General features: G+C 47.1%; 23 protein-coding genes. 5 read left to right on the top strand and 18 right to left on the bottom strand.

The window, feature by feature from the left end; translation table 11 throughout:
* Positions 1 to 101: 101 nt before the first annotated feature.
* The 3 genes from L5L98_RS00590 (at position 102) to L5L98_RS00580 (ending at position 4317) form a co-directional block, all read left to right on the top strand.
* Positions 102 to 2696 carry an FAD-binding protein gene (locus L5L98_RS00590; protein ID WP_263138131.1) on the top strand — a complete coding sequence of 865 codons (2595 nt, stop codon included), beginning with the start codon at positions 102 to 104 and terminating at the stop codon, positions 2694 to 2696.
* A gap of 98 nt (positions 2697 to 2794) precedes the next feature.
* On the top strand, positions 2795 to 3673 hold the full coding sequence (locus L5L98_RS00585; protein ID WP_263138130.1) for a DMT family transporter: 879 nt from the start codon (positions 2795 to 2797) through the stop codon (positions 3671 to 3673).
* Positions 3674 to 3792: 119 nt separating this feature from the next.
* Complete coding sequence (locus L5L98_RS00580; RefSeq protein ID WP_263138129.1) at positions 3793 to 4317, top strand: lipocalin family protein; 525 nt, start codon at positions 3793 to 3795, stop codon at positions 4315 to 4317.
* Between the two features lie 215 nt (positions 4318 to 4532).
* Here the strand turns inward: L5L98_RS00580 and L5L98_RS00575 are convergent, their stop codons facing one another.
* Both L5L98_RS00575 and L5L98_RS00570 read right to left on the bottom strand, forming a co-directional pair.
* On the bottom strand, positions 4533 to 6125 hold the full coding sequence (locus L5L98_RS00575; protein WP_081729050.1) for an ABC-F family ATPase: 1593 nt from the start codon (positions 6123 to 6125) through the stop codon (positions 4533 to 4535).
* Between the two features lie 382 nt (positions 6126 to 6507).
* Positions 6508 to 8742 (bottom strand): heavy metal translocating P-type ATPase, encoded by a 2235-nt coding sequence (locus L5L98_RS00570; protein WP_263138128.1) that lies wholly within the window; start codon positions 8740 to 8742, stop codon positions 6508 to 6510.
* A gap of 155 nt (positions 8743 to 8897) precedes the next feature.
* Here L5L98_RS00570 and L5L98_RS00565 point away from each other — a divergent pair, with 155 nt between their 5' ends.
* A complete protein-coding gene (locus L5L98_RS00565) occupies positions 8898 to 9359 on the top strand; it encodes a MerR family DNA-binding protein (RefSeq protein WP_263138127.1) in 462 nt (153 codons plus the stop codon).
* 33 nt (positions 9360 to 9392) lie between these two features.
* Here L5L98_RS00565 and L5L98_RS00560 read toward each other — a convergent pair whose 3' ends face one another.
* The 11 genes from L5L98_RS00560 to L5L98_RS00510 all read right to left on the bottom strand — a co-directional run bounded on the left by L5L98_RS00560 (position 9393) and on the right by L5L98_RS00510 (position 21613).
* Positions 9393 to 11441: an alpha/beta hydrolase family protein gene (locus L5L98_RS00560; RefSeq protein ID WP_263138126.1), complete on the bottom strand. Its 2049-nt coding sequence runs from the start codon at positions 11439 to 11441 to the stop codon at positions 9393 to 9395.
* A 78-nt stretch (positions 11442 to 11519) separates the two neighbouring features.
* Positions 11520 to 11762: a hypothetical protein gene (locus L5L98_RS00555; RefSeq protein ID WP_028760560.1), complete on the bottom strand. Its 243-nt coding sequence runs from the start codon at positions 11760 to 11762 to the stop codon at positions 11520 to 11522.
* A 215-nt stretch (positions 11763 to 11977) separates the two neighbouring features.
* The gene (locus L5L98_RS00550) at positions 11978 to 12736 is read right to left on the bottom strand and encodes an SDR family oxidoreductase (protein WP_263138125.1); all 759 of its coding nucleotides are present in this window, start codon (positions 12734 to 12736) and stop codon (positions 11978 to 11980) included.
* Positions 12737 to 12760: 24 nt separating this feature from the next.
* Positions 12761 to 13663 (bottom strand): 3-hydroxyisobutyrate dehydrogenase, encoded by a 903-nt coding sequence (gene mmsB / locus L5L98_RS00545; protein WP_263138124.1) that lies wholly within the window; start codon positions 13661 to 13663, stop codon positions 12761 to 12763.
* A 134-nt stretch (positions 13664 to 13797) separates the two neighbouring features.
* The gene (locus tag L5L98_RS00540; RefSeq protein ID WP_263138123.1) at positions 13798 to 14967 is read right to left on the bottom strand and encodes an enoyl-CoA hydratase/isomerase family protein; all 1170 of its coding nucleotides are present in this window, start codon (positions 14965 to 14967) and stop codon (positions 13798 to 13800) included.
* Positions 14967 to 15740 carry an enoyl-CoA hydratase gene (locus tag L5L98_RS00535; protein ID WP_011789976.1) on the bottom strand — a complete coding sequence of 258 codons (774 nt, stop codon included), beginning with the start codon at positions 15738 to 15740 and terminating at the stop codon, positions 14967 to 14969. The genes L5L98_RS00540 and L5L98_RS00535 overlap by 1 nt, the downstream gene beginning before the upstream one ends.
* A 59-nt stretch (positions 15741 to 15799) precedes the next feature.
* Positions 15800 to 16957 (bottom strand): acyl-CoA dehydrogenase family protein, encoded by a 1158-nt coding sequence (locus L5L98_RS00530; protein WP_113938930.1) that lies wholly within the window; start codon positions 16955 to 16957, stop codon positions 15800 to 15802.
* Between the two features lie 79 nt (positions 16958 to 17036).
* Positions 17037 to 18536 carry a CoA-acylating methylmalonate-semialdehyde dehydrogenase gene (locus L5L98_RS00525; RefSeq protein WP_263138122.1) on the bottom strand — a complete coding sequence of 500 codons (1500 nt, stop codon included), beginning with the start codon at positions 18534 to 18536 and terminating at the stop codon, positions 17037 to 17039.
* Positions 18537 to 18698: 162 nt separating this feature from the next.
* Positions 18699 to 19889: a thiolase family protein gene (locus L5L98_RS00520; RefSeq protein ID WP_263138121.1), complete on the bottom strand. Its 1191-nt coding sequence runs from the start codon at positions 19887 to 19889 to the stop codon at positions 18699 to 18701.
* A 292-nt stretch (positions 19890 to 20181) separates the two neighbouring features.
* Positions 20182 to 21123 carry a homoserine O-acetyltransferase MetA gene (gene metA, locus L5L98_RS00515; RefSeq protein ID WP_173245787.1) on the bottom strand — a complete coding sequence of 314 codons (942 nt, stop codon included), beginning with the start codon at positions 21121 to 21123 and terminating at the stop codon, positions 20182 to 20184.
* A gap of 70 nt (positions 21124 to 21193) precedes the next feature.
* Positions 21194 to 21613 (bottom strand): YbaY family lipoprotein, encoded by a 420-nt coding sequence (locus L5L98_RS00510; RefSeq protein ID WP_173245790.1) that lies wholly within the window; start codon positions 21611 to 21613, stop codon positions 21194 to 21196.
* 117 nt (positions 21614 to 21730) lie between these two features.
* On the opposite strand from L5L98_RS00510, the gene L5L98_RS00505 reads away from it, so the two are divergent.
* Positions 21731 to 22474 carry an SDR family NAD(P)-dependent oxidoreductase gene (locus tag L5L98_RS00505; protein ID WP_131523783.1) on the top strand — a complete coding sequence of 248 codons (744 nt, stop codon included), beginning with the start codon at positions 21731 to 21733 and terminating at the stop codon, positions 22472 to 22474.
* A 94-nt stretch (positions 22475 to 22568) separates the two neighbouring features.
* Here the strand turns inward: L5L98_RS00505 and ompW are convergent, their stop codons facing one another.
* From ompW to L5L98_RS00480, 5 genes are all read right to left on the bottom strand, one after another.
* A complete protein-coding gene (ompW, locus tag L5L98_RS00500; protein ID WP_168823143.1) occupies positions 22569 to 23231 on the bottom strand; it encodes an outer membrane protein OmpW in 663 nt (220 codons plus the stop codon).
* A 476-nt stretch (positions 23232 to 23707) separates the two neighbouring features.
* A complete protein-coding gene (locus L5L98_RS00495; RefSeq protein ID WP_263138436.1) occupies positions 23708 to 24364 on the bottom strand; it encodes a nucleotidyltransferase family protein in 657 nt (218 codons plus the stop codon).
* A 52-nt stretch (positions 24365 to 24416) separates the two neighbouring features.
* Positions 24417 to 24707 (bottom strand): hypothetical protein, encoded by a 291-nt coding sequence (locus L5L98_RS00490; protein ID WP_263138120.1) that lies wholly within the window; start codon positions 24705 to 24707, stop codon positions 24417 to 24419.
* Between the two features lie 86 nt (positions 24708 to 24793).
* Positions 24794 to 25444, bottom strand: coding sequence for a maleylacetoacetate isomerase (gene maiA, locus L5L98_RS00485; RefSeq protein WP_263138119.1), 651 nt, complete (start codon positions 25442 to 25444; stop codon positions 24794 to 24796).
* A gap of 87 nt (positions 25445 to 25531) precedes the next feature.
* The gene (locus tag L5L98_RS00480; protein WP_028760574.1) at positions 25532 to 26518 is read right to left on the bottom strand and encodes a fumarylacetoacetate hydrolase family protein; all 987 of its coding nucleotides are present in this window, start codon (positions 26516 to 26518) and stop codon (positions 25532 to 25534) included.
* Positions 26519 to 26577 lie beyond the last annotated feature (59 nt).

Here is a 26577-nt window from a genome sequence, read left to right as displayed (position 1 = left end):
GGCTTAGTTACCCGCAATTGATTAACCACGGGATGAATTACCCCAGTAGCGCTTTAGCGCATTGAGGAAAACACATAAAGCACACGAAAGGACTCATGAATATGGACAAGCTTGAGGCATCAAGAAATATACGGGCAGTGATTGAAAAAAGCTTACCCGTGAGCACGTCACCCCTTGCCATATTTACTTACCAGTGTTGGGTAAAAACCAGCGCAGGTGGGCGTGTGTTCCATTATAAAACCGATCGAGAAGATACCTATTTCGCGGTGGACATTAATTCACTGGGGCATATTGAATGCGTGATTAATACCACCTTGCTGCGGGTTGAGGCAATATCAACCTTAGGTGGACTCAATGACGGCCAGTGGCACTTATTGTCTATCTGCCATGAATACCATGAAATCAGTTGTTATGTGGATGGTGAAATTACCCATACACAACTCAATAATCTGTCACTGGTTGCCGACAATGAGTTTTTAATTGAAAACGTGTCATTACCCAATCACCGCGACACACATTTCGATGGTGAAATATTTGGCATCACTTTACTTAATCGATTATTAACCCGAACTGAAATCGTTGACTATTACCGTAATCCAGCGCAACAAAGATCGATTAGCGAAAATAACCTTTACATTTACCAGCACCAAGATGCACATAATATTCGCGGTGAAAACTTTATCCCACTTAAAAGGCAAAAAGTGCTGCTGGTCATATTTAATGATACTGAACATCAATTCATAAAAACCACTACGGATAGCAACACCTATAATCAACAACTGCCTAAGATTATTCCGCCCCACGAACGCCGAGCCTATATTATTGAATGTAACTATAACACTTGGCCAAATTTTAGTTATTTAGTGAATTACACGGCGAGCAATCAAGCGGATATCACCCTCAATATCGAAGTATTTAAATCGCTGACGGCCTATCGTTCGAATATTAAAGTGACCGTCGCGAATGAACTCGAACGGGATTGTTTGATTATGCAATCGACCGAAGAAGAATTAAGTGCAGAAGTGCGTATTAGTGAAAACTTAGTGATCACTCAAGCCAAAAACTTTGTTAATTTCATCAATGAAGTTCGCGCACACATTCCGGCCGACAATATTATTACCGCTGGCCATTATTATAGTGAACAGCAATTCTCGGTCAGCACGGGTAAGCAAATGATTGCCTACCAACAAGCTTGCCAGCTGTTCAACCGCAGGTTGCAAAAAAAGCCTCTGGCGATCATCAAATGCACGTCCACTGAAGAAGTTAAAATCGCCTATAAAGCGGCTATCGATTATAACTTGCCGATCAGCGTGCGCTCGGGTGGGAATGATCACGAAGGTGAAAGCACTGAGACCAATACCATAGTGTTGGATCTGCTGAAGATGGATAGCCTCACTTTAGATCCCATCACAGGTATTGCGGCCATTGGCCCAGGCAATCGCTTTATCAATCTCACCACTGCCCTTGCAAAAAAAGGCGTGATGATCCCCCATGGCACCAGTGGCAACGTTGCCTTAGCGGGATTTATTATGGGCGGTGGCTCAGGACCTTGGACCCGCAAATACGGCATGTGCTGCGAATCCCTATTACAGGCAGAAATTGTCCTCGGCATTGGTGAAACCCAAGTCGTCTCGGTTGCCAATAAACCTGAGTTACTTTGGGCGCTCAAGGGTGGCGGCGGATTAAGTTACGGCATAGTGACCCGATTTTTTGTGCAAACCTTTCCACTACCGCCTTGCCTGCTCAAGTTTGAATTAGAGTGGAATTGCTATGATAAACAAACCCAAGAACTCATTGAGCACACCCCAACCAAAGACATTTTACAGCGCTGGGAAGCCATCATTAATGCCGACAGCACAGGCTGTTTGATTGGTACCAATCTCAAGATAAATGCCAAACATTTACCCGCAGAACAACACAAAACGACTGACATAGACACTGAGTCGATTAAGCATAACTGCTTGATGTATGGCTTTTGGGAAGGCAATTCCGCCAGTCTGAATCACTTTATCCAGACACAATTTAATGAGTTTGACCTAGTGCCCAATGAAATTCGCATCGAGGGGATGGGCGGACTCACCAAAGCCTACGGTGAAAACTTAATGGCCAATTGGGAAAGGGAATCTTTTCATCATCTGCAAGCGGACTTGCAAGGCATAAACCGCTCACCGACGCCACCCGATTTAGATGAGCCCGCGCCCCATAAAGTCACCTCGCGCTTAGTGAATCAAACGGGGCTAAGGGACGGTTATAAGCCACTGCTCGAAAGCTTAACTTCTCGCTATGTGCTTGAAGGTAATCGCCAATTGGGGCTATTTACCTATGTTACCCTTGGCGCCATTGCGGGCGATTATTATCGCACTATGGGCGAAGAGCAAAAGAGTCGCAGCGCCTTCCCCTACAAGGACAGACAATACACGATTCAATATCAAACTTGGTGGAATAACGCCCTGCAAGAGAAACAACAATTGCAGGATAGCCAAGTGTTTACCCGCATTAATCGTGCGCTCGATTGGATTGATGCCAGCCGAAACTATGACATCCCCAACACCTCGGGCGCTTTTATCGGTTTCAAAGATAAGGGCATCCCTACAGATGTGTACTTTGACCACAATTACGCCGCGTTAAAACGGATTAAGGCGGCCTACAGCCAAGATAGCTTTAACCATTTCCGTTCACGTAAAAGCATTATTTAAGTTAATACATCGGCATAGCCTAGGGTGAGTTTTTAAGGCAAAATCGACGCCGTCCACAGGACGGTGTCGCCCTTAAATTCTTCAGTTACAGGTTGCCTATGCCAAGCTCAGCTTTAGCTATCATTTTTGCCCTATTGGCGGCTATTCTTATGGGCACTATCGGTGTATTAGCGCGCTTTGCCGCCCTGCCCGCCGAACACATTACCTTCTACCGCTTACTGCTTGGTGCCCTATTTCTATTGGCTTATATGCTGCTTACAGGTAAAGGCCAGCAAATTCGCCATAGACCCAGTAAACGTACCTTAGTGAATGGCATTATGCTCGCGGGTTTTATGGCGTTTTACATTGAAGCCATTCAGTACACCCAAATGGCCAAAGTAATCATGATTATTTACTTAGCCCCTGTGGTGTCGGCTATTTTCGCCCATTATTTCTTTGCCGAAAAACTCACCCGCTTAAGCATGGCAAGCGTGGTCGTCGCACTAATGGGTTTTATGTTAATGATCCCAACAGGGCCACAGCAAGCGAGCAATCACACTGAATTATTAGGTTATTTTTATGCCCTACTCGCTTTATTAACCTACTGCGGTTTTATGTTAATCAACCGAAAACCTAGCCTGAGTTCGCCCTATCAAAGCACTTTAGTGCAGCTTAGTGTCGGCGCTTTGTGCCTACTGCCCTTAGTGATAAATGCACCGCTAACGCCAAGTTTGCCGCAAATGGGTTGGTTAATTGCGATTGGATTCTTCCCCGGATTTTTAGCCATTTTGCTGGCGGTAAAAGCCCTACGCCAATTGCCTGCAGTCACTTTTGGCACCCTCGCCTATGTGGAACCGGTTATCGTAGTGACGCTAGCATGGTGGATATTTGGTGAAACCTTGAGCCCAATGCAATTAAGCGGTGTCGGCTTAATTCTTCTGGCCGGCATTAGCCAAGGCTTTATCAGTCAGCGCAAAGTATTGATTACGAGCGGCTAACCAACAACACTTTGCCAAGTTGCTGAAATAATGTGAAGAAAATAGTGTAAGCTCGATAGCGGATTGATTGAACATTGCACCGAAGACGTGCGACTAAGACTTAAGATCAGGAGGTCAAATTGAGAAAGCTACTGTTAGTCATTAGTATATTTTTGCTCAGCGGTTGCTTAGGCATGCCTAAACTGGTTCAACCCGTGAATGATTTTGAGCTGAATAAATACTTAGGTAAATGGTACGAGATTGCGCGCTTAGATCATTCATTCGAAAGAGGCTTAAGCCAAGTTAGCGCAGAATACAGCCTGAAAGAGGATGGTGGTGTTAGGGTCATTAACCGTGGATTTTCAGCGGCTAAAAATGAATGGAAAGAAGCCGAAGGTAAGGCCTATTTTGTGAATGGGGACTCAGAAGGCTATTTGAAAGTCTCCTTCTTTGGGCCATTTTATGGATCGTATGTGGTCTTCGAATTAGATCATGAAAACTATCAATACGCTTTTATATCGGGCCCCGACACGGGTTATTTGTGGCTATTGGCTAAAACCCCGACTGTGCCAACGGAGGTGCTACAAAAGTTTGTTGAAATGTCTAAAGCCCGCGGCTTTGATACCGACAATTTGATTTATGTGCAGCAAGAGTCAGCACCCTAACGAGTGCCACCAATGCACTAAAATCGAGTGCGCGAAAGCTAATCGCTAGATAAAAAGACAGCAAATGGATACAAAAACGCCGCAATGCATTGCGGCGTTTTTATTTATGCTGTATTTAGCTGCACTGTATTTAAATGCATGTATTTAAATGCATGTATTTAAATGCATGTATTTAAATGCATGTATTTACACATGCAGCTAAATAACAAATAGCGTTAGACTTCAATGCCTTTGCTGGCAAGGAACTCATCGTAAGTGCCTCTGAAATCATTCACGCCTGAGTGAGTGACTTCAAGGATACGGTTTGCCAGCGATGATACAAATGCACGGTCATGACTCACGAAAATCAAGGTCCCTTCGTACATTTCCAGCGCGTTGTTCAGTGATTCAATCGATTCCATATCCATGTGGTTGGTCGGTTCGTCGAGCACTAAAATGTTGGCTTTTTGCATGATGAGCTTGCCGAATAACATACGACCTTTCTCACCACCAGACAGCACTTTGACTGACTTTTTAATGTCGTCAGAGCCAAATAACATACGGCCTAAGATACCACGTACCGATTGGTCGTCATCTTCTGGCTTGCGCCATTGGCTCATCCACTCGAACAGCGTCATTTCGTTAGCGAAATCAGACTCATGGTCCTGTGCATAGTAACCAATGTTAGCGTTTTCAGACCATTGGATAGTACCTGCATCCTGCGGAATATCGTGGATCAGGGTACGTAACAGGGTTGTTTTACCAACGCCGTTTTCACCCAATACCGCAATGCGCTCGCCCACTTCAACAATTAAGTTTAAGTCTTTGAATAACGGAGTGTCGTAGCCTTTAGTTAGGTTTTCAATCACTAAGGCATTACGGAACAATTTCTTCTCTTGCTCGAAACGAATGAAGGGGTTCACACGGCTAGATGCTTTTACTTCATCTAACTTAATCTTGTCGATTTGACGGGCACGAGAGGTGGCTTGTTTCGCCTTAGAGGCGTTAGCCGAGAAGCGTGCTACGAAGGTTTGCAGTTCAGAGATCTGGGCTTTTTTCTTCGCATTATCAGACAATAAACGCTCGCGAGCTTGGGTAGCTGCTTGCATGTATTCGTCGTAGTTACCTGGGTAAACACGCAGTTCGCCGTAGTCTAAGTCAGCCATGTGAGTACAGACTGAGTTTAAGAAATATCTATCGTGCGAAATGATAACCATAGTACTACTACGTTGGTTCAACATGTCTTGTAACCAACGGATTGTGTCGATGTCCAAGTTGTTGGTAGGTTCGTCAAGCAGCAGCACGTCTGGATCAGAGAACAGAGCTTGTGCTAACAATACACGCAGTTTTAAACCCGGTGCGATTTCAGACATCAAACCAAAATGGCTTTCAATACCGATACCTACACCTAACAGTAATTCGCCAGCACGAGATTCGGCGGTATAACCGTCCATCTCAGCAAAATCCATCTCTAGGTTGGCAACGGTAATGCCGTCTTCTTCACTCATTTCAGGCAAAGAATAAATACGGTCACGTTCTTGCTTTACCTTCCACAGTTCGCGGTGGCCCATGATCACGGTATCGATCAGGTTGAATTCTTCATAACCGAACTGGTTCTGGCTTAATTTACCCAGACGCTCATTCACATCTAACGAGACGTTACCGCTGCTAGGGTCTAGATCACCACACAGGATCTTCATGAAGGTCGATTTACCACAGCCATTCGCGCCGATAAGACCGTAACGGTTACCACCGCCAAATTTAACTGAGATGTTTTCAAACAGTGGCTTAGCGCCGAACTGCATGGTGATATTTGCTGTTGTGATCAAAATGAACTTCCAAATCGAGTAATGTTGGCCGAGCCCGCTGGCGCCGCTTTAAATAAGCATAAACCAAATAACGCTATGCCGAAGGGGTAAAAATAAACGTGGCACTATAGCAGTTTGGGCTAAATTATCAACTACCAAGGCGGATCAAAAGCCAGAGGGAATGCCGAAATCGCCGCACCATGCCTGTATGAGAAGCGTAATTAATTTTACCCTATTGGCTTAGCTTTCAATGTATTCGCGCCGAATGACAATCTGATGACCCTTAGCGTCGCAAACCTTGGCGATGCTAAGGGCTTATGTGGTAAGTGCTAATGTGGACAAAGCCCAGAGTTAGCTCAAGATACCCATTTCAGTATATTGAGCTTTTTTGGGCACTGGCAGCTTATAACTTCTGCCGTCTTAAGCGGTTGGCGTTCGTGACGACAGTCAGTGAAGACAAAGCCATGGCTGCACCCGCGATCACAGGGCTTAATAACATGCCCGTAAGTGGATAAAGCACGCCCGCCGCAACCGGAATACCCAAACTGTTATACACAAAGGCGCCGAACAGATTCTGCTTAATATTGGTAATCGTCGCCCGCGACAATGCCAATAAGTTAGCAATCACTATCAATTGCTGCGACAACAAGGTGATGTCCGCACTTTCAATCGCCACCTCAGTGCCCGATCCCATCGCGATCCCCACATCGGCACTCATCAGAGCTGGCGCATCATTAATACCATCCCCTACCATAGCCACCACATGCCCTTGCTTTTGTAAATCCAGCACATGCTGTTGTTTTTGCTCGGGTAGTACACCAGCAATCACTTCGGTGATGCCCACTTGGTCGGCCACCGCCTGCGCCGTTTGTGGGTTATCCCCCGTTAACAGCACCACGCGAATGCCCCTTTGCAGCATGGCCGCGATGGCTTCTTTGGCATCGGGTTTAATCGGATCAGCCAGCGCAATAGTGGCCACTAACTTGCCCGCTTTAGCGATATAAATCGGGGTTTTACCTTGGTGCGCAAAACTTAATGTCGCGTTAGGATCTAAGGCACTGCCATCGGAATTGACAATCTCCAATGCAGTCATCAAGGCAAGATTACCAATCGCCAGCGATACGCCATCGACCTTGCCCTCAATCCCCTTTCCTTGATGGTTCGTAAATGCCTGTGTGTCGGGTAATTGTGGGAGTGATTCCTTGACATAACTGACAATCGCCCCCGCTAACGGATGCTCAGAGTGCTGCTCAAGGCTTGCGATTTCGCCCAGCAAGGTTTCTTTATCGGCATCACTCAGTGTTTGTACTAATACAAAGTCAGTGACTTGCGGCTTACCTAAGGTGACCGTACCGGTTTTATCCAGCACCACACAATCAACTTTACTGGCGGTTTGCAGTGCCTCGCCATTTTTGACTAACACGCCCATTTGGGCTGCGCGGCCCACAGCCACCATGATAGACATAGGCGTAGCCAGCCCCAGCGCACAGGGACAAGCTATGATAAGCACACTCGTCAGCACCACTAACGCATGGCTTAAGGCGGGCGCTGGACCTGCAAAATACCAAATTGCCGCTGCCAACAGCGCTATCGCGACCACAGTCGGGACAAATACCGCTGAGATCTTATCGGCCAATCGACCTATGGGTAATTTCGAGGTTTGCGCTTGCTGCACCAGTGCGATGATTTTGGCGAGTTTGGTATCTTCTTGCCCCGCCGTTACTCGATAAACTAAGCTGCCGTTGCCATTGACTGTACCCGCACTCACACTGTCGCCGCGATTTTTAAGCACGGGAATGGGTTCACCTGTGAGCATGGCTTCATCTAATAGGGATTGCCCCGTTTCGACCTCACCATCGAGGGCAACTCGGTCACCGGGGCGCAAACGCAGCTTATCGCCCAGTTTCAACTGACTTATCTCAACCTTTTCATCACCCTTATCCGTGATACGAATCGCAGTAGTGGATTGCAACCCGAGCAGTCGCTGCACCGCTTCGCTGGTTTTGCCCCGCGCTTTAAGCTCGAGTCCATGACCTAAGTTAATTAAACCTAGAATCATCACACTTGCCTCAAAGTACACATGGCGGGTATCCATAGGGAATGCGCTGGGCATAATGACTACCAACATGGAATAGGCCCATGCGGTACTGGTGCCCAGCACAATCAGCGTATCCATGTTGGTAGTTTTGGCTTTGAGCGCCCGCCACATACCTTGATAAAAATGTCTGCCTGTGGTGATGAGTAAGACCAAAGTGACCAGTCCCATGATGCCCCAGCCTAGCTGCAGATTTGGGCTGTTGATCATCATTTCACCGCCCAGTAATCCCCACAGCATCATGGGCACACCCACAACGAGCGCGGCTATAGCTTGACGCATCCGCAGTCGATACTCGGCGGCATCTTCAAGGCGTTTTTCTTCGGCGGCGACTTTAGCATCAATAACAACCTGCGCCGGATAACCCGCATTCGCCATCACAGCCAAGGCGGTATCAGCGCTCATCTTGCCTTTTACCGTCACTTGCTTATCAGCGAGATTCACACGCGCTTCGACGCCATCTTGGGTGGCAAACGCCTTTTCAATTTTTGCGACGCAGCCAGCGCAATTCATATTGGCGACATAGAGTCTGGTCATAGACATAGGAGATCCCTCACTTGATGTTTCACACTATAGGTCTAAGATAAAGTCTCCCATCACTGGAGAGTCAAGGATGAATTTGCTCAATGTGATCACATCGACAATTAATTGCAGGGCGAAATGGGTGATACCATTCAGTTGGAAAAATAGAGGTCAAAATGAAGATAGGTGAAGTGGCGAAACAAACGGGCTTAAGTGTTAAGAGTATCCGTTATTACCATGATATTGGCTTAGTGTGCGGCGAGCGCAATGGGGCGGGTTATCGAGTTTATCGCCATCAAGATATTGAAGCGCTTAAGTTTGTGCATCAATGTCGCGACTTAGGTTTTAGCCTAGAGGATTGCAAATCCTTGCTTGGTCTTAAGGGCAATGAAAGCCGTAATGCCGAGGACGTTAAGCAGCTTACCCAAACTCACCTTGCCTATGTCGAGCAACAAATCAATAAGCTACAGCAGCTTAGGGTGCAATTACAGCACATGGTGACCCAATGCCAAGGCGGCGATCAGCCCCACTGCGCCATTATCGACAGCCTAAGTCACGAGACTCATGGCAGCCTCGAAAATCACAAGAGCCAGCAAAATGCTGGCTCTGAGTGTTGCGGTAATAGCCTATCGCAATAGCGATGGTCAAACTCAATAACGGTAAATACTGCGTTATTGGCTTCTCACTATGGTTGGCTTTAGCGCCGCGGCGTTATCCAGTACCAGTGTTGCAAGCTTACCCGCAGGGGTAAAGTTAAACACTTGCCCATAAAATGCCAGCTCAGTTTCTAATCCTGCGGCCTTGTGCTCAGGTTTCCAACCGCCGTGGGGTTCATCCTGATAAGCGATATAAGCCGTGGGTACGCCTCTCACTTTCAACGCCTCATAAATCTGCCGCGACTGCTGTGGTGGTACGATTTGGTCACGTAATCCTTGAAAAATTAATAAAGGCTCATTCAATCCTTCAAGGTGATGCAGGGGCGACAGTTCCCTATAGCGGGCTTGATTTTCACCATAGGGGCCGATGAGCAGATCTAAGTAGCCAGTCTCGAATTTATGGGTACTCTTGGCGAGCTGTTCAAAGTCACTGATCCCCGCATAGCTCACCCCCGCTTGAAATACATCATAAAATGCCAATGACGACATCACAGTTAACCCACCAGCGCTAACACCTCGAATCGCCAGTTTTTGTCCATCGACCCAACCCTTATCAACTAAATAACGGGCCGCATTGACCGCATCTTCCACATCAACTTGGCCCCATTTTCCGTAAATACTTTGACGGTAAGCACGGCCAAAACCACTGCTGCCACGGAAATTAACATCGAGAACCGCAAAACCTCGGCTGGTCCAAAATTGAATGTCACTGCGATAAGCCAGACTCGCCCGCGCCGTAGGACCGCCGTGTAACATTACAATCAAGGGCGGACGGGTATCATTAGGCGCAGTATAGTTGGGGTTAACCGGACCATAAAAATAACCGTAAGCTTGCTGGTTAGCACCTGTTTTAAAAGTAATATTTTTAGCACGGGAGATATAATTGGGATTAAGTTTTGGTAAGTTAGGGGTATACACCAACTCAGTACCACGACCGATCACTTTATAAATGCCCTTCTCTGGCGTCGCCTTAGCGCCGACAAAATAAACAGCATCTTCCCCTCGGATCACTTGGGTGATTTCACCAAAGTCGACGGCCAAAGATTCGGTCAGGCCTGAATCTAGATGCAGTCGAATTAAAACGGCCTGACTACCAAGCATATAACTGGCAATAATCGTTTTTTCGGATTCAAAGGCATAGTTATGATTGCCTAAATACCAATCAGCCACCGCAAACTCGGCCTTTTTCTTTAGCACTGGGTCTAAGGTATTTTGTGCCGTGACTCGATAGATATTCCACCAGTTACTGATATCCGATACGACATACAATTGTCCATCAGGACTAAATAATGGCTGCGACACCGAAGAGTCTGCGGGCGTGTTTACCTTACGAATATTGTGTAATTGCCCTTTACGGTCCAGATCCCCAAGCCAGAGCACGCTATTATCCCATGGCATATAGGGATGTTCCCACGTGATCCACGCCAGTTGGCTGTTATCGGGCGAGATGGCTGGCGAAGAAATAAAGTCATGGCCCGAAACAAAGGTATCGCCTTCACCGGCAAAATTAAGATTAATGGTAACAAGACTCGCCTTAGGCTCACCCGCTTGACGATGATCTTCGCGCACACAGATAATCCTCGACCCTTTGGGGTAAGCAATACAATCTGCATGACGAGTACCATTTGGCGTTAAAGACAAAGGCGGTTGATTAGGGGCAAAACGATAAAACAGTTGGTCCTGTGCCTTAGTGGCAAACAGACTCTGACCAATCCCCAAAAAGGCGGCGCCGCCGTATTCATGAACGGCGGATTTAACATTAAACGCAGGCGGCACTATGTCGGTAATTTTTCCCCGTTGATCGAGGCGTTTGATCCCGACTTGGCCTTGTTTTTCACCATCAGATTCAGAGAAATAAATGGCACCATCAACACTTTGTAACTCAGCCACATTATCGGCCTGCTCAAAAACTTCAGTCGCCGATAGCGGAGACTGCCAACTACCATAGGGCGCAACTATGCGCGCGCCATTATCACTAAGATGCGGCGTCTCTTTGTTCGAGCGCTCGCAAGCACCTAAACAAAATAAGCCCCCCAGCATCCATAAATATCCATGTAGCTTCATTGTTTCTCCCCAATGTTTGCCAACTGCACAAACCGAAACAAAATATGAACTTGCAGAAATGAGTTATGTGTAAATTAGTTATTTTTTAAATTTTTTTAAGAACCAATTTACCACTTGCACTTGTTGTACTTGCGTTAAACCAAAATAAATACACACCCAAGGTGAGATAAGAAAAAACCATGGGATCACGGCCACAGAGCGGCCACTAAAGAGCAGAAAAAAGAAACCGCAATAAATCACAACCAACCCTAAGATACCCACGATCAACATCATGCGCTTAGTGATTTTCTCAAGCCAGTGGGCTTTTTCCTGCCAAGACATCCGGATTTCAAGCTCCATTACATGTGATCAACATGTTTGTAAAGTTATGTAAAAAAACGGGAGAGCGATTGTTGAAGGTTAACAACTAAATGTCAACTCCAACAGTGAAATCTAAATAAATCCAAAAGCTAGAGCATAAGAACCATTATCTTTATTTACCCTATAAAAAAACCGAGCCTAAGCTCGGTTTTTATGCAAATCAATAAGATATCGCTCTAAAGACGGATACCACCATCGATTTCAAACACACGACCGTTAACATAATCGTTTTCAATAATAAAACGTACGGTAGAAGCTATCTCGTCGGTATGACCTAAGCGGCCAACAGGCACGAGTTTCTCTAAACGCTCCAACGCTTCTGGCTTCATTGCTGCCGTCATCTCGGTCGCGATCACGCCTGGTGCTACGGCTGCACTACGGATATTGTAGCGCGCTAACTCCTTCGCCCAACCGACAGACATAGCCGCAACACCCGCTTTTGAGGCCGCGTAATTTGATTGGCCCATATTACCCGCCTTAGCAAGGCTAGAGATGTTAACAATCACCCCCGCTTGACCCGATTCAATCATGGCCGCTGCGGCCTCACGGCCACAAAGGAAACTGCCGGTCAGGTTCACATTGATCACCGATTGGAATTGCTCGTAAGACATACGATCAGTGACCTTGCCGTCTTTGGCTTTGACTAACATGCCATCACGCAGAATACCGGCGTTGTTCACTAACACGTTCACTTGACCAAAATCTTCGAGAATATAGGCAAAACCCGCGACGACGTCTTCTTCGTCGGTAATGTCTAAGGCATAACCTTGGACTTCAGTGTCCGATCCAAGCTCAGCGCAGGCTCGCTCGAGTTTTTCTTGGTCCACATCGATAAGCGCTATCTTAGCACCCGCCTGCGCAAAATTTTGCGCCATTGCTAAGCCTAAGCCACCCGCGCCGCCAGTAATGACGACAACCTTATCTTTTAAATCCATCTGGTGATCCCTTGTTATCTGTGTCTATTTTTTAAGTGGTGCAAATTGTTCAAATATACTGGAAAAATCTCGGCGGCCATTGCCTTGTCTTGCATGATTGACATACAAGCTGCGGGCTAAAGCGCCCATTGGCGTGCTAGAGTTGCTCAATAATGCAGCGTCTTGTGACAGACCGAGATCTTTGACCATCAAATCTACCATAAAGCCACCCTGATAGCCCTTAGAAGAAGGCACTGTTTCCATCACGCCTGGGCAGGGATTGTACTTCTCTAGCGTCCAGTTTCCGCCACTGCTGACCTTCATAATGTCGGATAACACTTTGGGATCGAGACCATGATCGACGCCCATTTGCAGCGCTTCGGAAGTACCGACCATCAACACAGATAACAGCATGTTATTGCAGATTTTCGCGACTTGCCCCGCACCTGGACCGCCTGCGTGGAAGATATTCACACCCATAGCCTTAAGTACGGGCTGCGCACGTTCAAAAGCGTTATCCGAGCCACCACAAATAAAAGTTAACGTACCCGCTGCCGCACCTGCCGTGCCGCCAGAAACTGGTGCATCCATAAACTCGATGCCACTTTTAGCCGCTTCGGCCGCCACTAATTGTGCGCTTTGTGCATCGATGGTTGAACAATCGATGAGCAAGGTATCACCTGCAACTACTTCTAGGAGCCCTTTGTCTGTTCCATTGCCTAAATATAAACTTTTCACATGCTTGCCCGCAGGCAACATTGTAATCACCACAGTTGCACCCGCTGCAGCGCCGCAGGCGGTACTTGATACTAAGGCGCCTTTTTCGGCCAATTGCTGCATAGCCTCGGGGACTAAATCAAAGACGCGAACCGTCATGCCTGCTTTTAATAAATTGGCCGCCATTGGGCCGCCCATATTACCTAAACCGATAAAGGCTACTGTACTCATGCCATCACTCCTGTGTTGTTCTTTTTAGTGTTGTGATAATGCTATCAAATTGATTATGCTGTCATTATCACAGAGTAAAGCGAGCTTAGCTAAGCCGATAAATACAGCGCTTAGCCAACTCGGCCCTTAAACGCTTAACTCAGTTGGTTAAAGGGATGCGCCTCGCCCCATGGGGAAGCCAATATTTGCTCAAGTACCGCTGTGGGTACTGAGTTAACATCCTTAAAACGCCATTGAGGTTTCTTGTCTTTATCAATCAAGAGTGCACGAACGCCTTCGCAGAAATCACCGTGGGCACACACGTTAACACTTGCGGTTAACTCCCACTTGAAACATTGAGCTAAGCTAAGCTTAGTCCCTAACTGCCCTTGGATATAGACCAAGTGCCAGCTGATAGGGCTACCCGCAAGGAAGGTGTCCCGCGCTTTCATTAACCACTTTTCTTCCGATACCAAAGTTGACATGCGTGCTGCAATATCCTGCAGACTGCCCGCCATAAGCCTGTCGATTATGTCTTGGCTTTCGGCTAATACACTGTCGCCCTTAGGAATATCCACTTGATTAGACAGCTCGTTGATCATGCTATCTAAACGTTGATGATTAAGTGCTGGCGTATCACTCCAATCTAAGGTTGCCATGGCATCAAACATCAGCTCTTTGTCGTCGCGGTTCAGGTAATGATCCGCAAGGCCCACATAACAGGCATCGGCGGCATTGAGTTGATAGGCGGTCAATCCCAAAAACAATCCCATCTTGCCCTGCATACGATTAAGGAAATAACTGCCGCCCACATCGGGATACAGGCCGATAGTCACCTCAGGCATAGCGATACGCGAGGTTTCGGTAACGACTCTGTGGCTCGCGCCCGCCATCAAACCGAGGCCACCGCCCATGACAATGCCATCGCCCCAGACCAACACAGGTTTGCCAAAGGTATGCAGTAGATAATCGAGGCGATATTCCTCTTCGAAGAAAACCTTTGCTTCCTCAGTCACTTGCCCATTAGCGGCAATGGAAGCATGGTATAAAGCGCGCACATCACCACCAGCACAAAATGCCTTCTCACCGCTGCCATCTAATACGATGCAAGCGATAAGGGGATCTTTCTTCCACAGATTAAGCTGCGCCGTCATAGCGCGTACCATGCCTAAATCTAAGGCGTTGAGGGCTTTTTCCACATTGAGTGTGACTACTCCAACCAATTTGCCAGAAGCAGTGGCTAAGGTTTGAAACACCACATTTTGTGTGGTCGTGACCTGATTTGCGACATACTCGACCACGTCATTATCTACTACATTCGTCATTAGCGGTTTCTCCACTCAGCTTTACGTTTCCCTAAAAACGCATTCACGCCTTCGGCCTGATCTTCAGTATCAAATAATCCGACAAATAACTCACGCTCAATCGGTAGCGCTTGGCTACGCGCCATAGTGCGCCCCGCTTGAATAAGTGTCTTGCACGCTGTGACGCTGCTTGGGCTTTGGTTAGCGACTTTAACGGCCAAAGCGATTGCCGCATTAAGCGCTTCGCCAGTATCAACCACTTCTTCCACTAAACGTAGATTCAATGCTTGAGTCGCATCGATGCGCTCACCACATAAAATCATCCGCTTAGCCCAACCTTCACCGACGAGTGCGGTCAGATTTTGAGTGCCACCCGCACAGGGTAATAAACCGACCGTCGCTTCTGGCAATGCCATCACAGCTTGAATTTCGGCGATACGAATATCGCAGGCCAACGCGACTTCTAAGCCGCCGCCCATGGCATAACCGTTAATCGCGGCAATCGACACACCGCGGAATTGGCTTAAGGTTTCAAAGGCTTCACCAAAATGCTTTGCCATCGTTGCCGCATTACCTTTGTCACCATCGCTAAACAGTTTTAAATCGGCGCCAGCGGAGAAGAACTTTTGCCCTTGGCCCGTTAACACTAAGGCGTAAATCTCTTTATTGGCATTTAGCTCAAGCACTTTGGCTTTAAGCGCCTGCAAACTCTCGGCGGTCCAAGTATTGGCTGGCGGATTGTTCATGGTCAGAATCGCCGTATGGCCTTCGATACGTTCAACTAAATATTCCATCTTTATAGACTCCTTTTCAGTTATCGCCGACCTGTAAGTCACGCATATTGCGAGTCGAATTACAGGATTTGTCCTGCATTTTCATCGAGTAAACGACGGGCGATAATTAAGCGCATAATTTCGTTAGTGCCTTCTAAAATCTGGTGTACACGCACATCACGGAAATGACGTTCCAGCGGGTACTCCCTTATATAACCATATCCACCATGAATTTGCAGCGCCGCATCGCAGACTTGAAAACCCACATCGGTGGCAAAGCGTTTCGCCATAGCGCAATAAGCCGTGGCCTCAGGATCGCCACTATCGAGTTTAAAGGCCGCAAGGCGCACCATTTGGCGGGCTGCCACTAACTCGGTTGCCATATCGGCAAGTTTAAATTGCAGCGCTTGGAAAGCCGCTAAAGGTTTACCAAATTGCTGACGCTCATTCATATATTGAGTTGCGCGCTCTAAAGCCGACTGCGCCGTACCCACAGAACAGGTAGCGATATTGATGCGACCGCCGTCTAAGCCTTTCATCGCGAACGCAAAACCTTGGCCTTCTTCACCGAGCAAATTCGCTACTGGCACGCGCACGTTTTCAAAGGTGATTTGACGGGTCGGCTGGGCATTCCAGCCCATTTTATCTTCGGCTTTACCGTAGATAACACCAGCGGCATCCGCCGGAATGGCAATGGCCGAAATTCCCTTAGGCCCAGCTTGACCTGTACGGCACATCACGACTAAAAGCTCAGTGGCGCCCGCGCCTGAGATAAACATTTTCGAGCCTGAAATCACATATTCATCGCCGTCGCGCACCGCTTTGGTTTGCAAAGATGCAGCGTCAGAACCCGCGCCCGGCTCAGTCAAACAGTATGACGCTAACATCTGCCCAGTGGTTAACGGCTCAGACCAAGTCTGACGCAGGGTTTCAGTGCCCCAAGTCGTCACCATCCAAGTCGCCATATTGTGAATGGTCAGCATGGCCGTGGTCGCGGTGCAGCCCTTGGCAAGTTCTTCAAAAATAATCGAGGCATCGAGGCGCGATAAGCCCATGCCACCTTCGGATTCTGGCGAATACAGAGAGCAAAAACCTAGCTCACCGGCTTTTTGGATCACGTCTTTGGGGAAATGATGTTCTTCATCCCACTTGGCGGCGAACGGGGTTAATTCTTCCGCGGCAAACTGGCGCGCAAGATCGGCAAACTGACGTTGGTCATCGTTGAAATTAAAATCCATTGGGCTCTCCTATGACTCTATGGTCACTTTTTATTTAATAAATTGGGCGCCATAAAGACGCCGCGGTTTATAACCGAGCTTAGCGTAGGTTAATGCTCATATTTGGCGTTGAAGCTACGGCAATATCAGACTCAAACCAGCGGGAAGTGATGGTCTTGGTCTCGGTATAGAAACGCACCGCTTGCTTACCATAAGCATGTTGATCGCCGTAGAAACTGCCCTTCCAACCGGTAAATGAGAAGAAAGGTAATGGCACAGGAATAGGCACGTTAATCCCCACTTGGCCGACTTCGATTTCATGTTGATATTTACGGGCAGCAGCACCGCTAGCGGTAAAGATAGACGTGCCGTTGCCATAAGGGCTGGCGTTAACTAATTCGATGGCTGCTTCTAAGGAGTCTGATTCCATACAACACAGTACAGGGCCAAAGATTTCTTCCTTGTAAATGCTCATATCAGTAGTGACTTTATCGAACATGGTTGGGCCAATCCAATTACCGGATTCATAACCTTCCACGGTAAAATCGCTGCCATCGAGTAAACACTCGGCGCCTTCGGCTTTACCTTGGGCGATAAGTTTAAGCACCCGCGCCTTAGCGGCTGGGCTGATAACCGGACCATAACCCGCTTCTTTATCGTCCCATAAACCTGGGCGAACTTTGGCTAGGGCTTCTTTTAATTCTGGGATCCACTCTTTCGCGGCGCCAACAAACACGGCCACCGAAATCGCCATGCAGCGCTGACCCGCCGCGCCCACAGATGCGCCAACTAAGTTGTTGATCACTTGCTGTTTGTTCGCATCTGGCATGATAACGCAGTGGTTTTTCGCGCCCGCAAAGGCTTGCACGCGTTTTAAGTTATCGGTACCTGTTTTATAAATATATTGACCCACAGCCACAGAACCGACAAAGGAAATGGCTTTAATCGCAGGGTCTGCCAGCAGGATATCTACGGCTGTTTTATCACCGTGCACTAATTGCAATACGCCTTTAGGTGCGCCCGCCTCAACAAACAGCTCAACCAGGCGCTGCGGCGTCATAGGGTCTTGTTCAGAAGGCTTTAAAATGAAAGTGTTACCGCAGGCAATCGACAATGGGAACATCCATAACGGGATCATCGCAGGGAAGTTAAATGGCGTAATACCAGCACACACACCGAGCGGTTGAGTGTAGCTGTAAGTGTCAATTGAACGCGCGACGTTCTCGACGGTTTCACCCATCAATAATGACGCTACGTTACAAGCATGTTCAGCGACTTCGATACCGCGCCATACATCGCCCTTGGCATCTTCGAAGGTTTTACCGGTTTCCTTTGCAAGAATGGTCGCCAGTTCGTCGTGATGTTCTTTTAGCAGATGTTGATAACGCAACATGACGCGCGCGCGTTCAGACACTGGCACTTCTTTCCAGGTTTTAAAGGCCGCTTTGGCGCTAGCAATCGCAGCGTGAACTTCTTCGCTAGTGGCAGCATTAATCACAGCAATCGGCGAGTTATTCGCGGGATTGGTGACAATAATCTGTGATGTGCCCGTACCTTGGATAAACTCGCCGTCAATGTAATGCTTTACTTGTGTGGTCATGTTGCAATCCTTTCCTTGTTGAGTGATGGGCTGGCGGTGCGATATTATGATTATCCTCAAGGGAAGTGATTGCCCTTGCCAGCCCCGTCTTGTTGATTCAAATCTAAATGATCTAAGTCTTGTTAATCTCAGTCTTGTTGATTTAACTAAAATGTTAAGCGATTAGACCTCGATGGCCATCGCTGTTGCTTCACCACCGCCGATACACAGCGAGGCGACACCGCGTTTAAGGCCGCGGGCTTTTAATGCATGGATTAAGGTCACCAGCAAACGTGAACCCGAGCAGCCAATAGGATGACCTAAGGCGCAGGCGCCGCCATTGACGTTAACTTTAGCTACATCTAAACCCAGTTCAGACACGGCAAGCATAGTCACCATGGCGAAGGCTTCGTTGATTTCAAATAAATCGACTTCATCCGTTGACCAACCGACATTGGCCAGCAATTTCGCCATAGCGCCAACCGGTGCAGTGGTAAAGAGTGAAGGCTCTTGGGCGTGGGTCGTGTGGCCTTTAATGGTGGCTAATACAGTTAAACCTAAACGCTCAGCTTCGCCACGCGAGGTCAGCATCAATGCCGCTGCGCCATCGGAAATAGAGCTAGAGTTCGCCGCTGTGATAGTGCCATCTTTGGTAAAGGCTGGGCGCAGCGTAGGAATTTTTTCAGGGCGGGCATTACCGGGTTGCTCGTCGGTATCGACAGTCACATCACCGCGACGCTCACTAACTGTGACAGGCGTAATTTCGGCCTTAAAGGCCCCCGAGTTAATCGCGGCATTGGCTTTTTCGAGCGAGCTTAGGGCAAAAGCGTCCATCTGCTCGCGGGTGATCCCAAATTCATCGGCGGTTTTCTGGGCAAACGTTCCCATGGCGCCGCCAGTATAAGCATCCTCAAGACCATCTAAAAACATATGATCGAGCACTTTGCCGTGGCCCATGCGCATGCCGCCGCGGGCTTTATCTAATAGATACGGCGCTTGGCTCATACTTTCCATACCGCCAGCGATCACCACTTTTGCACTGCCCGCTTTAATCAAATCGTGGGCTAACATTACCGTCTTCATGCCTGAGCCACAGACCTTGTTCACAGTAGTCGCCCCCACTGAAAGTGGTAGCCCCGCACCTAAAGTTGCCTGACGCGCAGGCGCTTGACCTAAACCAGCGGGTAATACGCAGCCCATCAAGACTTCATCAACATGTTCACCCGCCAATTGTGTTTCCGCCAACAAGCCCTTAATGGCTGTCGCGGCTAGAGTCGGTGATGCAACAGATGACAAACTGCCTTGAAAACCACCCATAGGGGTGCGTTTAGCGGCAACAATAACAATATCTTGATTTAACGGTTCAGTACTCATGCAGGCTCCAACCCAAATTGACCACAAGGCCTAGTGCTAGCCTTGGGACGTTTAATAAAATCGACAATAAAACCACTCTGACGTTTACGCGAACGTAAAGCAAGTATTCCTTGGTCTAATGTGTCGATTTTATCGGGTAAAAATTGTCAGTAAGGATTTACAGCGAGGCAGGGATTAAGCGCAGTCAAGCGTGGACAACAGAATCTAAGGGAGAGATAAATTAAGAGCTTTTGGGTATCAGCTTAGGTCACATCCATGTGACCACATCACCATAAAAGGCTAAAAAAAAACCTTAGCGCGATTCCCACGGCGTCATCGCCGTCATATCACTTAAGTCATAAGGCGTTAACTGGTAAACGTAATAATTGAGCCAATTACTGACCAACAAACTACCGTGGCTGTGCCAGCGGGCAATGGCTTCGGCTTCTGGATTATTATTTCGATAATAGTTTTGTGGCACATTTGGCGTTAAGCCTTGAGCTAAATCCCTATGGTATTCATCGTTTAAAGTCGATTTTTGATATTCAGGGTGACCCATTACAAACAAGTTACGGTTATTGCGACTTAACACCAAATAGGCCCCAGCCTCATCAGATTCGGCTAACACTTGCAACTGCGGGTGTTGTCTAATTTCTTCCACATCCATCTCGGCAAAACGCGAATGGGGTGCAAAGAACTCATCATCAAAACCACGTAGCAGTGGGAAATGCTGACAAGTGCGCCTATGTACAAATACGCCAGAACGCTTCTGTTGCAATATTTTTCGATTTAAACCATAGAGATGATACAAGCCCGCATGGGCTGCCCAGCATAAAAACAACACTGAGGTGACATGCTCTTGGGACCAGTCGATGATTTCACGGATATGATCCCAATAAACCACATCTTCGAAATCGATTTGCCCAAGCGGCGCGCCTGTGATGATAAGACCGTCATAATTTTTATGGCGCACGGCTTCAAAGTCACGGTAAAAAGTATTCATGTGGTCGATGGAAGTATGCTTGGATTCTTTGTCGTGAATGCGCAGTAAATCCACATCGACTTGTAAAGGCGTGTTACCCAGTAAGCGCAATAACTGGGTTTCAGTCTCGATTTTGTTCGGCATCAAGTTCAAAATCAGCACCTTCATCGGCCTGATATCTTGATTCGCCGCCCGCGTCTCGGACATAACGAAAATATTTTCTGACTCTAACACCCCTGCTGCGGGCAGATGATCTGGAATTCTAACCGGCATACCGCGCCTCTTCTGTTCGTAAATACTAACGGATTCGGCGCGTATGTCAGCTCACTTTTGAGCGGGCTAACTAGCCACCGACTTTCTCTAGCAGTATCGTCATTGGCTCAGTGGAATTGAGATCAATATGATAGGCTTGAGTATTAATAAACAATAACTTATCACCCAACATAATCCGGGCACCTATGGCATAAGTGTGACCGGGTTGGAACTGATCGCTACCAATCGCAAAACTGAATGGCGCGGGTGTCGCAGCACCTTGTTGCACGCGCTCCGCCATCACTATGGCTGGCACATCCATTTTTGAGACATCAAGCAGTTGCACTATGACCTTAGCATCGGCAGGTAAGGCTATCCGTTCGCGATATAAGGTCTCGCCTTTTATCTCAACGATAGCATTCGGTGTCGCACAACCCGATAACACCCCCATTACGGCCATTAATGCTAAGGCTGTTAATCTCAACGCGCTTAAACGCAACCATTTGTTCATTTTGTTTCTCCTAATCATACATAAAGACTTCTAGATGTCCATACGCCCAAGCTATAAATCTTGTCTTGGTGAACATAACTTTCTATCATAAGCCACCATTTCGTTGCCGAAAAATCTATGACCCAAGCAACTGCAATCATTGTGGGAGCTAGCTCACAATTAAGTCGTGAACTTGCAAAGCAATTGGCAGATCAACAGGTTGAATTAGTCCTATTCGCCCAAGATCCAGAATCACTGCGCGATTTTGCCTTATCCTTGCCAACAAAAGTACAAGTTTTTGCACTTCAAATTGAACAACCTCAAGCCATCATCAACCAACTTGAATCAGTCTGGCAAAGTCTTGGCGGCGCACACTTAGTCTTAGTCAATACAGGCCTCAATAGCTATGACCCCGAGTTGCCTTGGCTACCGGAGCAAGACATTATCGATGTCAATGTGAGAGGTTTTGCTGCCATCTGCAATACGGCATTTAGACTATTTCGCGAGCAAGGTTATGGACAACTGGCGGCAATCAACTCGATTGCGGGCCTGCGCGGCGGGCCGAGTGTGGCCTATCACGCCTCAAAAGCCTTTGGGCAGAATTACCTTGAGGGCTTAAGTATGCATGCTCAGCGCCTTAAGCTACCGATTACGATTACCGATATCCAACTTGGTTTGCTCGATAAAGCCGCTATGCAGCAAAGTGCGATGTGGCTTGCACCATTGCCACAAGTCGCAGCGCAAATCATCAAGGCAATGAAACAAGGCAAACGCCGCGTCTATGTGACCAAACGCTGGCGCCTCGTCGCTTGGCTCACCGTATTATTACCCGAATTTATCTATAACACTCGCCACTGGAAAGCTAAAAAGCCAAAGCGCTAAATCGGCTTAGCCAAAGTAGAAAATATTACGATAAAAAGTGCAGAAACGAAAAAGGAGCCTAAGGCTCCTTTTTTACGCTTATCTAATCAGTGGATTAGAAAGTGTAACCCACGCTGACCATATAAACCCATGGATCAATATCGGTTTCGATGGTAACTGGGGTACCTTGGTATTTAAATTTAACGTCACTATCAATTTTGGCGTACCACACGGAAGCGTTCACTAACCAGTTTTTGTTAACTTGATAATCAACACCCGCTTGTGCCGCTAAGCCCCAGGAAGTGCTCATGCTTAAATCCGTTAACGCACCACCTAAATCATTAGTAAACTCATTGTCGAAGAAATTAGTATAGTTCACACCAACACCCACGTATGGGCGTAATTTAGACTGTGCATCACCAAAGTAGTACTGCGCCACTAAAGTGGGTGGTAAATGCTTAGTTTCAGCAATCTTACCTACGCCAGCCAAAGAGACATCGTGGCTAAAAGGCGTTGCTGCTAATAACTCAACCCCGAAGTTATCAGTCAACATATAACCGAAGTTCAAACCCACTTGAGTATTATTACTCACTTGGAATTCGCCAAGATTGCCTACACCAGGTATAACTACATCTTGGCTTGATTCATTTGGCGCAACAACAACAGCACCCGCACGAACAATAATGTCACCCGCTTGGTGGGCTGATACAGAGGCAGAAAAACCAGCGGCTAAAAGGGTGGCAGCGACCAGTGTAGAAACAGTGTTTTTATTCATCATCATACTCCATATGTACAACATAGGTTTTTGTTTTGTATTACATCCTTAACAATTGACACCTACACTGCCAGAGATATGCGGCTGATTTATTGACCCAAATCAAAGTGAGTGAGCAATACTCACTTATAGGTACTACACATGGGAGCTGAATCACGAAATTCAAACATTTATTGACAATACCCCTTTGTTTTCTGTGAGCTAAGTGTTGTATTAGCCATCACTAATGACTACCGCAAGAGGTAGTGATCAATAACACCATAAACATTTTAGTAACAATGAAAAGCACTTAACTAAGAGGTTATTTGAACATTAATTTCAAATTATAGAGATGGGTTAAATGAGGATAAAAACAAAAAATGGACAAATAAAAACGGCTTGAGGATGATACCTATCATGTTAGATAACTAGATTGCATGGAATGACAGTGTGAGGCGGTTAAGTCAGTTTTAGACTGAACGAATAAGAAAGTGAGAAGATTAGCTTGAGTAACAACACGTAAGCAAAGGATAGCGAGTTAGCCAGCCCTTAGTCGCGACTCTGTGATGAAACACTGGTAATGATCGCTTTGGATTGGCGCTCAATTTGAGGGCAAACAGAGAGTTCAGCCCAAAGGGAACCACCAGCTCAATACCGTAATGCGTGCAATGATGATCAGTCTCTGCATCTACCTGAGTATCTGTCTCAACATGAGATTTTAAACCCACCCCAACCGCGGTTTCTAACTCTGGCCAATGAGCCATAGCATCAATACAAGATGTGTAAGCCATGTCTTGATTGCGACTATGCATGCGCGCCTGATTCTTAACCGACCAAGGTAACTCAGGGGCAAGCTGATGAAGATAGGTTTCAATCGCCAGATCCCGCTCAGGGCTAATATCTAAAGGGCAAAAATAGATCTGATCGATATCGTTCAGTGGACTCAACTCAAATTCGTGCAAGCGATCCCAGACTAAATTACGGACAAATCCCGCCGCCAGACACCACTGCGGCATTGAGTGTACTTTGGCACATTGAAGCGCGAGTTCAAGCGCCCTCACCCGCTCGCAGTCTTGAGCTATCCATTCAAGTAATTGATGCTCTAGCGCTGCTTCACTCATTGCATCATTCATAACATTATTCGTAGCACCACTCATAACAGTATCGCCCGCTTCAATATCAGATAAAAACACGGGAAAGACATTAAGCTTACTCCACTTCGCCATCGGTTTCTGAGCACTTTACGACCTCATGACAGAGTAAATAAACGAGACTATAAATCGGTGCCATTACCGCAAAACAAATCCAAAACCCATAGACATCTTTGTCTAGCAGATTAATGCTAACAGTAAAGATGGGCATGAACAGTAGCATCCATTTTATTACATTGAGTTTGTACAGTATCGGCTTATCACAATGGCAGCAGCGTCCTTCCTTAATCGGCACATCCTTAGCGCCGAGTTTACCTTTGCAATACGGACATTTTTTACTGAAAAGCATTTAAACTCCATCGCTGAGATTAGACTCGCAAAGCAAGTCTCATCATCCATTCTTTCTATTCGTAAAAACCTTATCCGCGCAATTCGTTACACCGCATCCGCTTGGCGCTCTGGCGCAGCATTGGCAAAGGCTTCAAGCTGATTACACTCGGCCCACACGCGCATGATATTGGGATAAGGCGTTAAATCCACATTAAAACGCTGGGCGTTATACACCTGCGGTACTAAACATAAGTCGGCTAATGTCACGGCATTCCCAAAGCAATAACGACCGCAATGCCGTGTTAACAAGGTTTCTAAGGCCGTAAAACCACTTGCGACCCAATGGTGATACCAAGTATTTTTGGCGGTGTCATCAGCACCTAAGGTTTGCGTTAAATACTGCAATACCCGCAAGTTGTTTAATGGATGGATCTCACAGGCGACCGTAAGTGCCATAGCGCGCACGTGGGCACGTTCAAGAGCCGATGCAGGCAGTAATGGCGACTGTGGATGTATCTCATCAAGATATTCGATAATCGCTAAAGATTGCGACAAGGCATCCACATCCAGCTCATCATCCACCACTAAGGTTGGCACTAACTCTAAAGGATTAAGCGCAATGTAGGCAGCTTTATGTTGCTCGCCGCCATCACGTACGAGATGTACTGAAAACTGTTCGGCTGAAATCCCCTTGAGATTAAGGGCAATTCGAACCCGATAGGCTGCACTGGAACGCCAATAACCGTAAAGTTTCATATTTTCATGTCCTTATAAAAGTCAGTATAAAAACGGGGCAATTAAGCCCCGTTAGTTTGAGTCGGTGTCGCCCTTTAAGGGAAAGCCTTAGGCTTTGTATTCAACCACTTTTTGATCGATAGAACCAAAAATGGTTACATCATTATCATCGAGCATTTCGATACGCACTGTGTCACCAAAACGCATAAATGGCGTAGTGGCTTTGCCTTCGGCAATCACTTCTAACATACGTTTTTCCGCTAAACAGCTCGAACCTGCGCTACGGTCATAGTTAGAAATAGTACCAGAGCCAATAATCGCGCCTGCGCCCAATGGACGGGTTTTTGCAACATGCGAAACTAACTGACTGAAATTGAAGGTCATATCAACGCCTGCATTCGGACGACCAAATAATTCACCATTTAAATAGGTGATCAGCGGTAAATGCACTTTCGAATCTTCCCAACGGACACCCAATTCATCCGGTGTCACAGCCACAGGCGAAAAACTGCTCGATGGTTTAGATTGGAAAAAACCAAAGCCTTTCGCCAACTCACCAGGGATCAAGTTACGCAATGACACATCGTTGACTAGCATCAACAATTTAATGTGCTTAGCTGCATTGTCAGTGCTCACGCCCATAGGCACATCATCGGTAATAACCGCAATTTCAGATTCGAAATCGATACCCCAGTCTTCACTCGCCAATGGGATATCCGCTTTAGGGGCAATAAAGCTGTCTGAGCCACCTTGATAAAACAACGGATCTGTCCAAAAGGTTTCTGGCATTTCTGCGCCACGGGCTTTACGGACTAACTCAACGTGATTCACATAAGCGCTACCATCGGCCCATTGGTAAGCACGCGGTAATGGCGACAAGCACTTAGCTTCGTCGAACGCTTGCGCGTTATCTAACATGCCTTCATTTAACGCATCGTACAATTCTTGCAATTGCGGTCTCAGTAAATCCCAACCATCGAGTAATTGCTGCATAGTGTGGGCAATGGCAGGAACGGCAACCGTTTTAGTGAGATCGCGGCTGACTAACATCAACTGACCATCACGACGACCATTGTTATAACTTGCAAGTTTCATATTGGCTCCAGTGCTCTTCGGCTAGGTGTACAATTTTATTGTGCTGGAAAACACGCGAC

Origin of the sequence: Shewanella sp. SM23, from assembly GCF_025654295.1 — a bacterium.
Lineage (GTDB): Bacteria > Pseudomonadota > Gammaproteobacteria > Enterobacterales > Shewanellaceae > Shewanella > Shewanella oncorhynchi.
Note: the sequence above shows the minus strand (reverse complement) of the source record. Positions and strands in the feature narration are given on the sequence as shown.

What these genes read in the sequence shown, in the direction of transcription:
- L5L98_RS00505 (WP_131523783.1), top strand. Translation starts at nt 21,731, where the DNA reads ATGACCCAAGCAACTGCAATCATTGTGGGAGCTAGCTCACAATTAAGT.
- L5L98_RS00585 (WP_263138130.1), top strand. Translation starts at nt 2,795, where the DNA reads ATGCCAAGCTCAGCTTTAGCTATCATTTTTGCCCTATTGGCGGCTATT.
- ompW (WP_168823143.1), bottom strand. Translation starts at nt 23,231, where the DNA reads ATGATGAATAAAAACACTGTTTCTACACTGGTCGCTGCCACCCTTTTA.
- L5L98_RS00560 (WP_263138126.1), bottom strand. Translation starts at nt 11,441, where the DNA reads ATGAAGCTACATGGATATTTATGGATGCTGGGGGGCTTATTTTGTTTA.
- L5L98_RS00530 (WP_113938930.1), bottom strand. Translation starts at nt 16,957, where the DNA reads ATGGATTTTAATTTCAACGATGACCAACGTCAGTTTGCCGATCTTGCG.
- maiA (WP_263138119.1), bottom strand. Translation starts at nt 25,444, where the DNA reads ATGAAACTTTACGGTTATTGGCGTTCCAGTGCAGCCTATCGGGTTCGA.
- L5L98_RS00525 (WP_263138122.1), bottom strand. Translation starts at nt 18,536, where the DNA reads ATGACCACACAAGTAAAGCATTACATTGACGGCGAGTTTATCCAAGGT.
- L5L98_RS00480 (WP_028760574.1), bottom strand. Translation starts at nt 26,518, where the DNA reads ATGAAACTTGCAAGTTATAACAATGGTCGTCGTGATGGTCAGTTGATG.
- mmsB (WP_263138124.1), bottom strand. Translation starts at nt 13,663, where the DNA reads ATGAGTACAGTAGCCTTTATCGGTTTAGGTAATATGGGCGGCCCAATG.
- L5L98_RS00510 (WP_173245790.1), bottom strand. Translation starts at nt 21,613, where the DNA reads ATGAACAAATGGTTGCGTTTAAGCGCGTTGAGATTAACAGCCTTAGCA.
- L5L98_RS00540 (WP_263138123.1), bottom strand. Translation starts at nt 14,967, where the DNA reads ATGACGAATGTAGTAGATAATGACGTGGTCGAGTATGTCGCAAATCAG.
- L5L98_RS00590 (WP_263138131.1), top strand. Translation starts at nt 102, where the DNA reads ATGGACAAGCTTGAGGCATCAAGAAATATACGGGCAGTGATTGAAAAA.
- L5L98_RS00490 (WP_263138120.1), bottom strand. Translation starts at nt 24,707, where the DNA reads ATGCTTTTCAGTAAAAAATGTCCGTATTGCAAAGGTAAACTCGGCGCT.
- L5L98_RS00520 (WP_263138121.1), bottom strand. Translation starts at nt 19,889, where the DNA reads ATGAGTACTGAACCGTTAAATCAAGATATTGTTATTGTTGCCGCTAAA.
- metA (WP_173245787.1), bottom strand. Translation starts at nt 21,123, where the DNA reads ATGCCGGTTAGAATTCCAGATCATCTGCCCGCAGCAGGGGTGTTAGAG.
- L5L98_RS00495 (WP_263138436.1), bottom strand. Translation starts at nt 24,364, where the DNA reads ATGAGTGGTGCTACGAATAATGTTATGAATGATGCAATGAGTGAAGCA.
- L5L98_RS00570 (WP_263138128.1), bottom strand. Translation starts at nt 8,742, where the DNA reads ATGTCTATGACCAGACTCTATGTCGCCAATATGAATTGCGCTGGCTGC.
- L5L98_RS00555 (WP_028760560.1), bottom strand. Translation starts at nt 11,762, where the DNA reads ATGTCTTGGCAGGAAAAAGCCCACTGGCTTGAGAAAATCACTAAGCGC.
- L5L98_RS00565 (WP_263138127.1), top strand. Translation starts at nt 8,898, where the DNA reads ATGAAGATAGGTGAAGTGGCGAAACAAACGGGCTTAAGTGTTAAGAGT.
- L5L98_RS00550 (WP_263138125.1), bottom strand. Translation starts at nt 12,736, where the DNA reads ATGGATTTAAAAGATAAGGTTGTCGTCATTACTGGCGGCGCGGGTGGC.
- L5L98_RS00535 (WP_011789976.1), bottom strand. Translation starts at nt 15,740, where the DNA reads ATGGAATATTTAGTTGAACGTATCGAAGGCCATACGGCGATTCTGACC.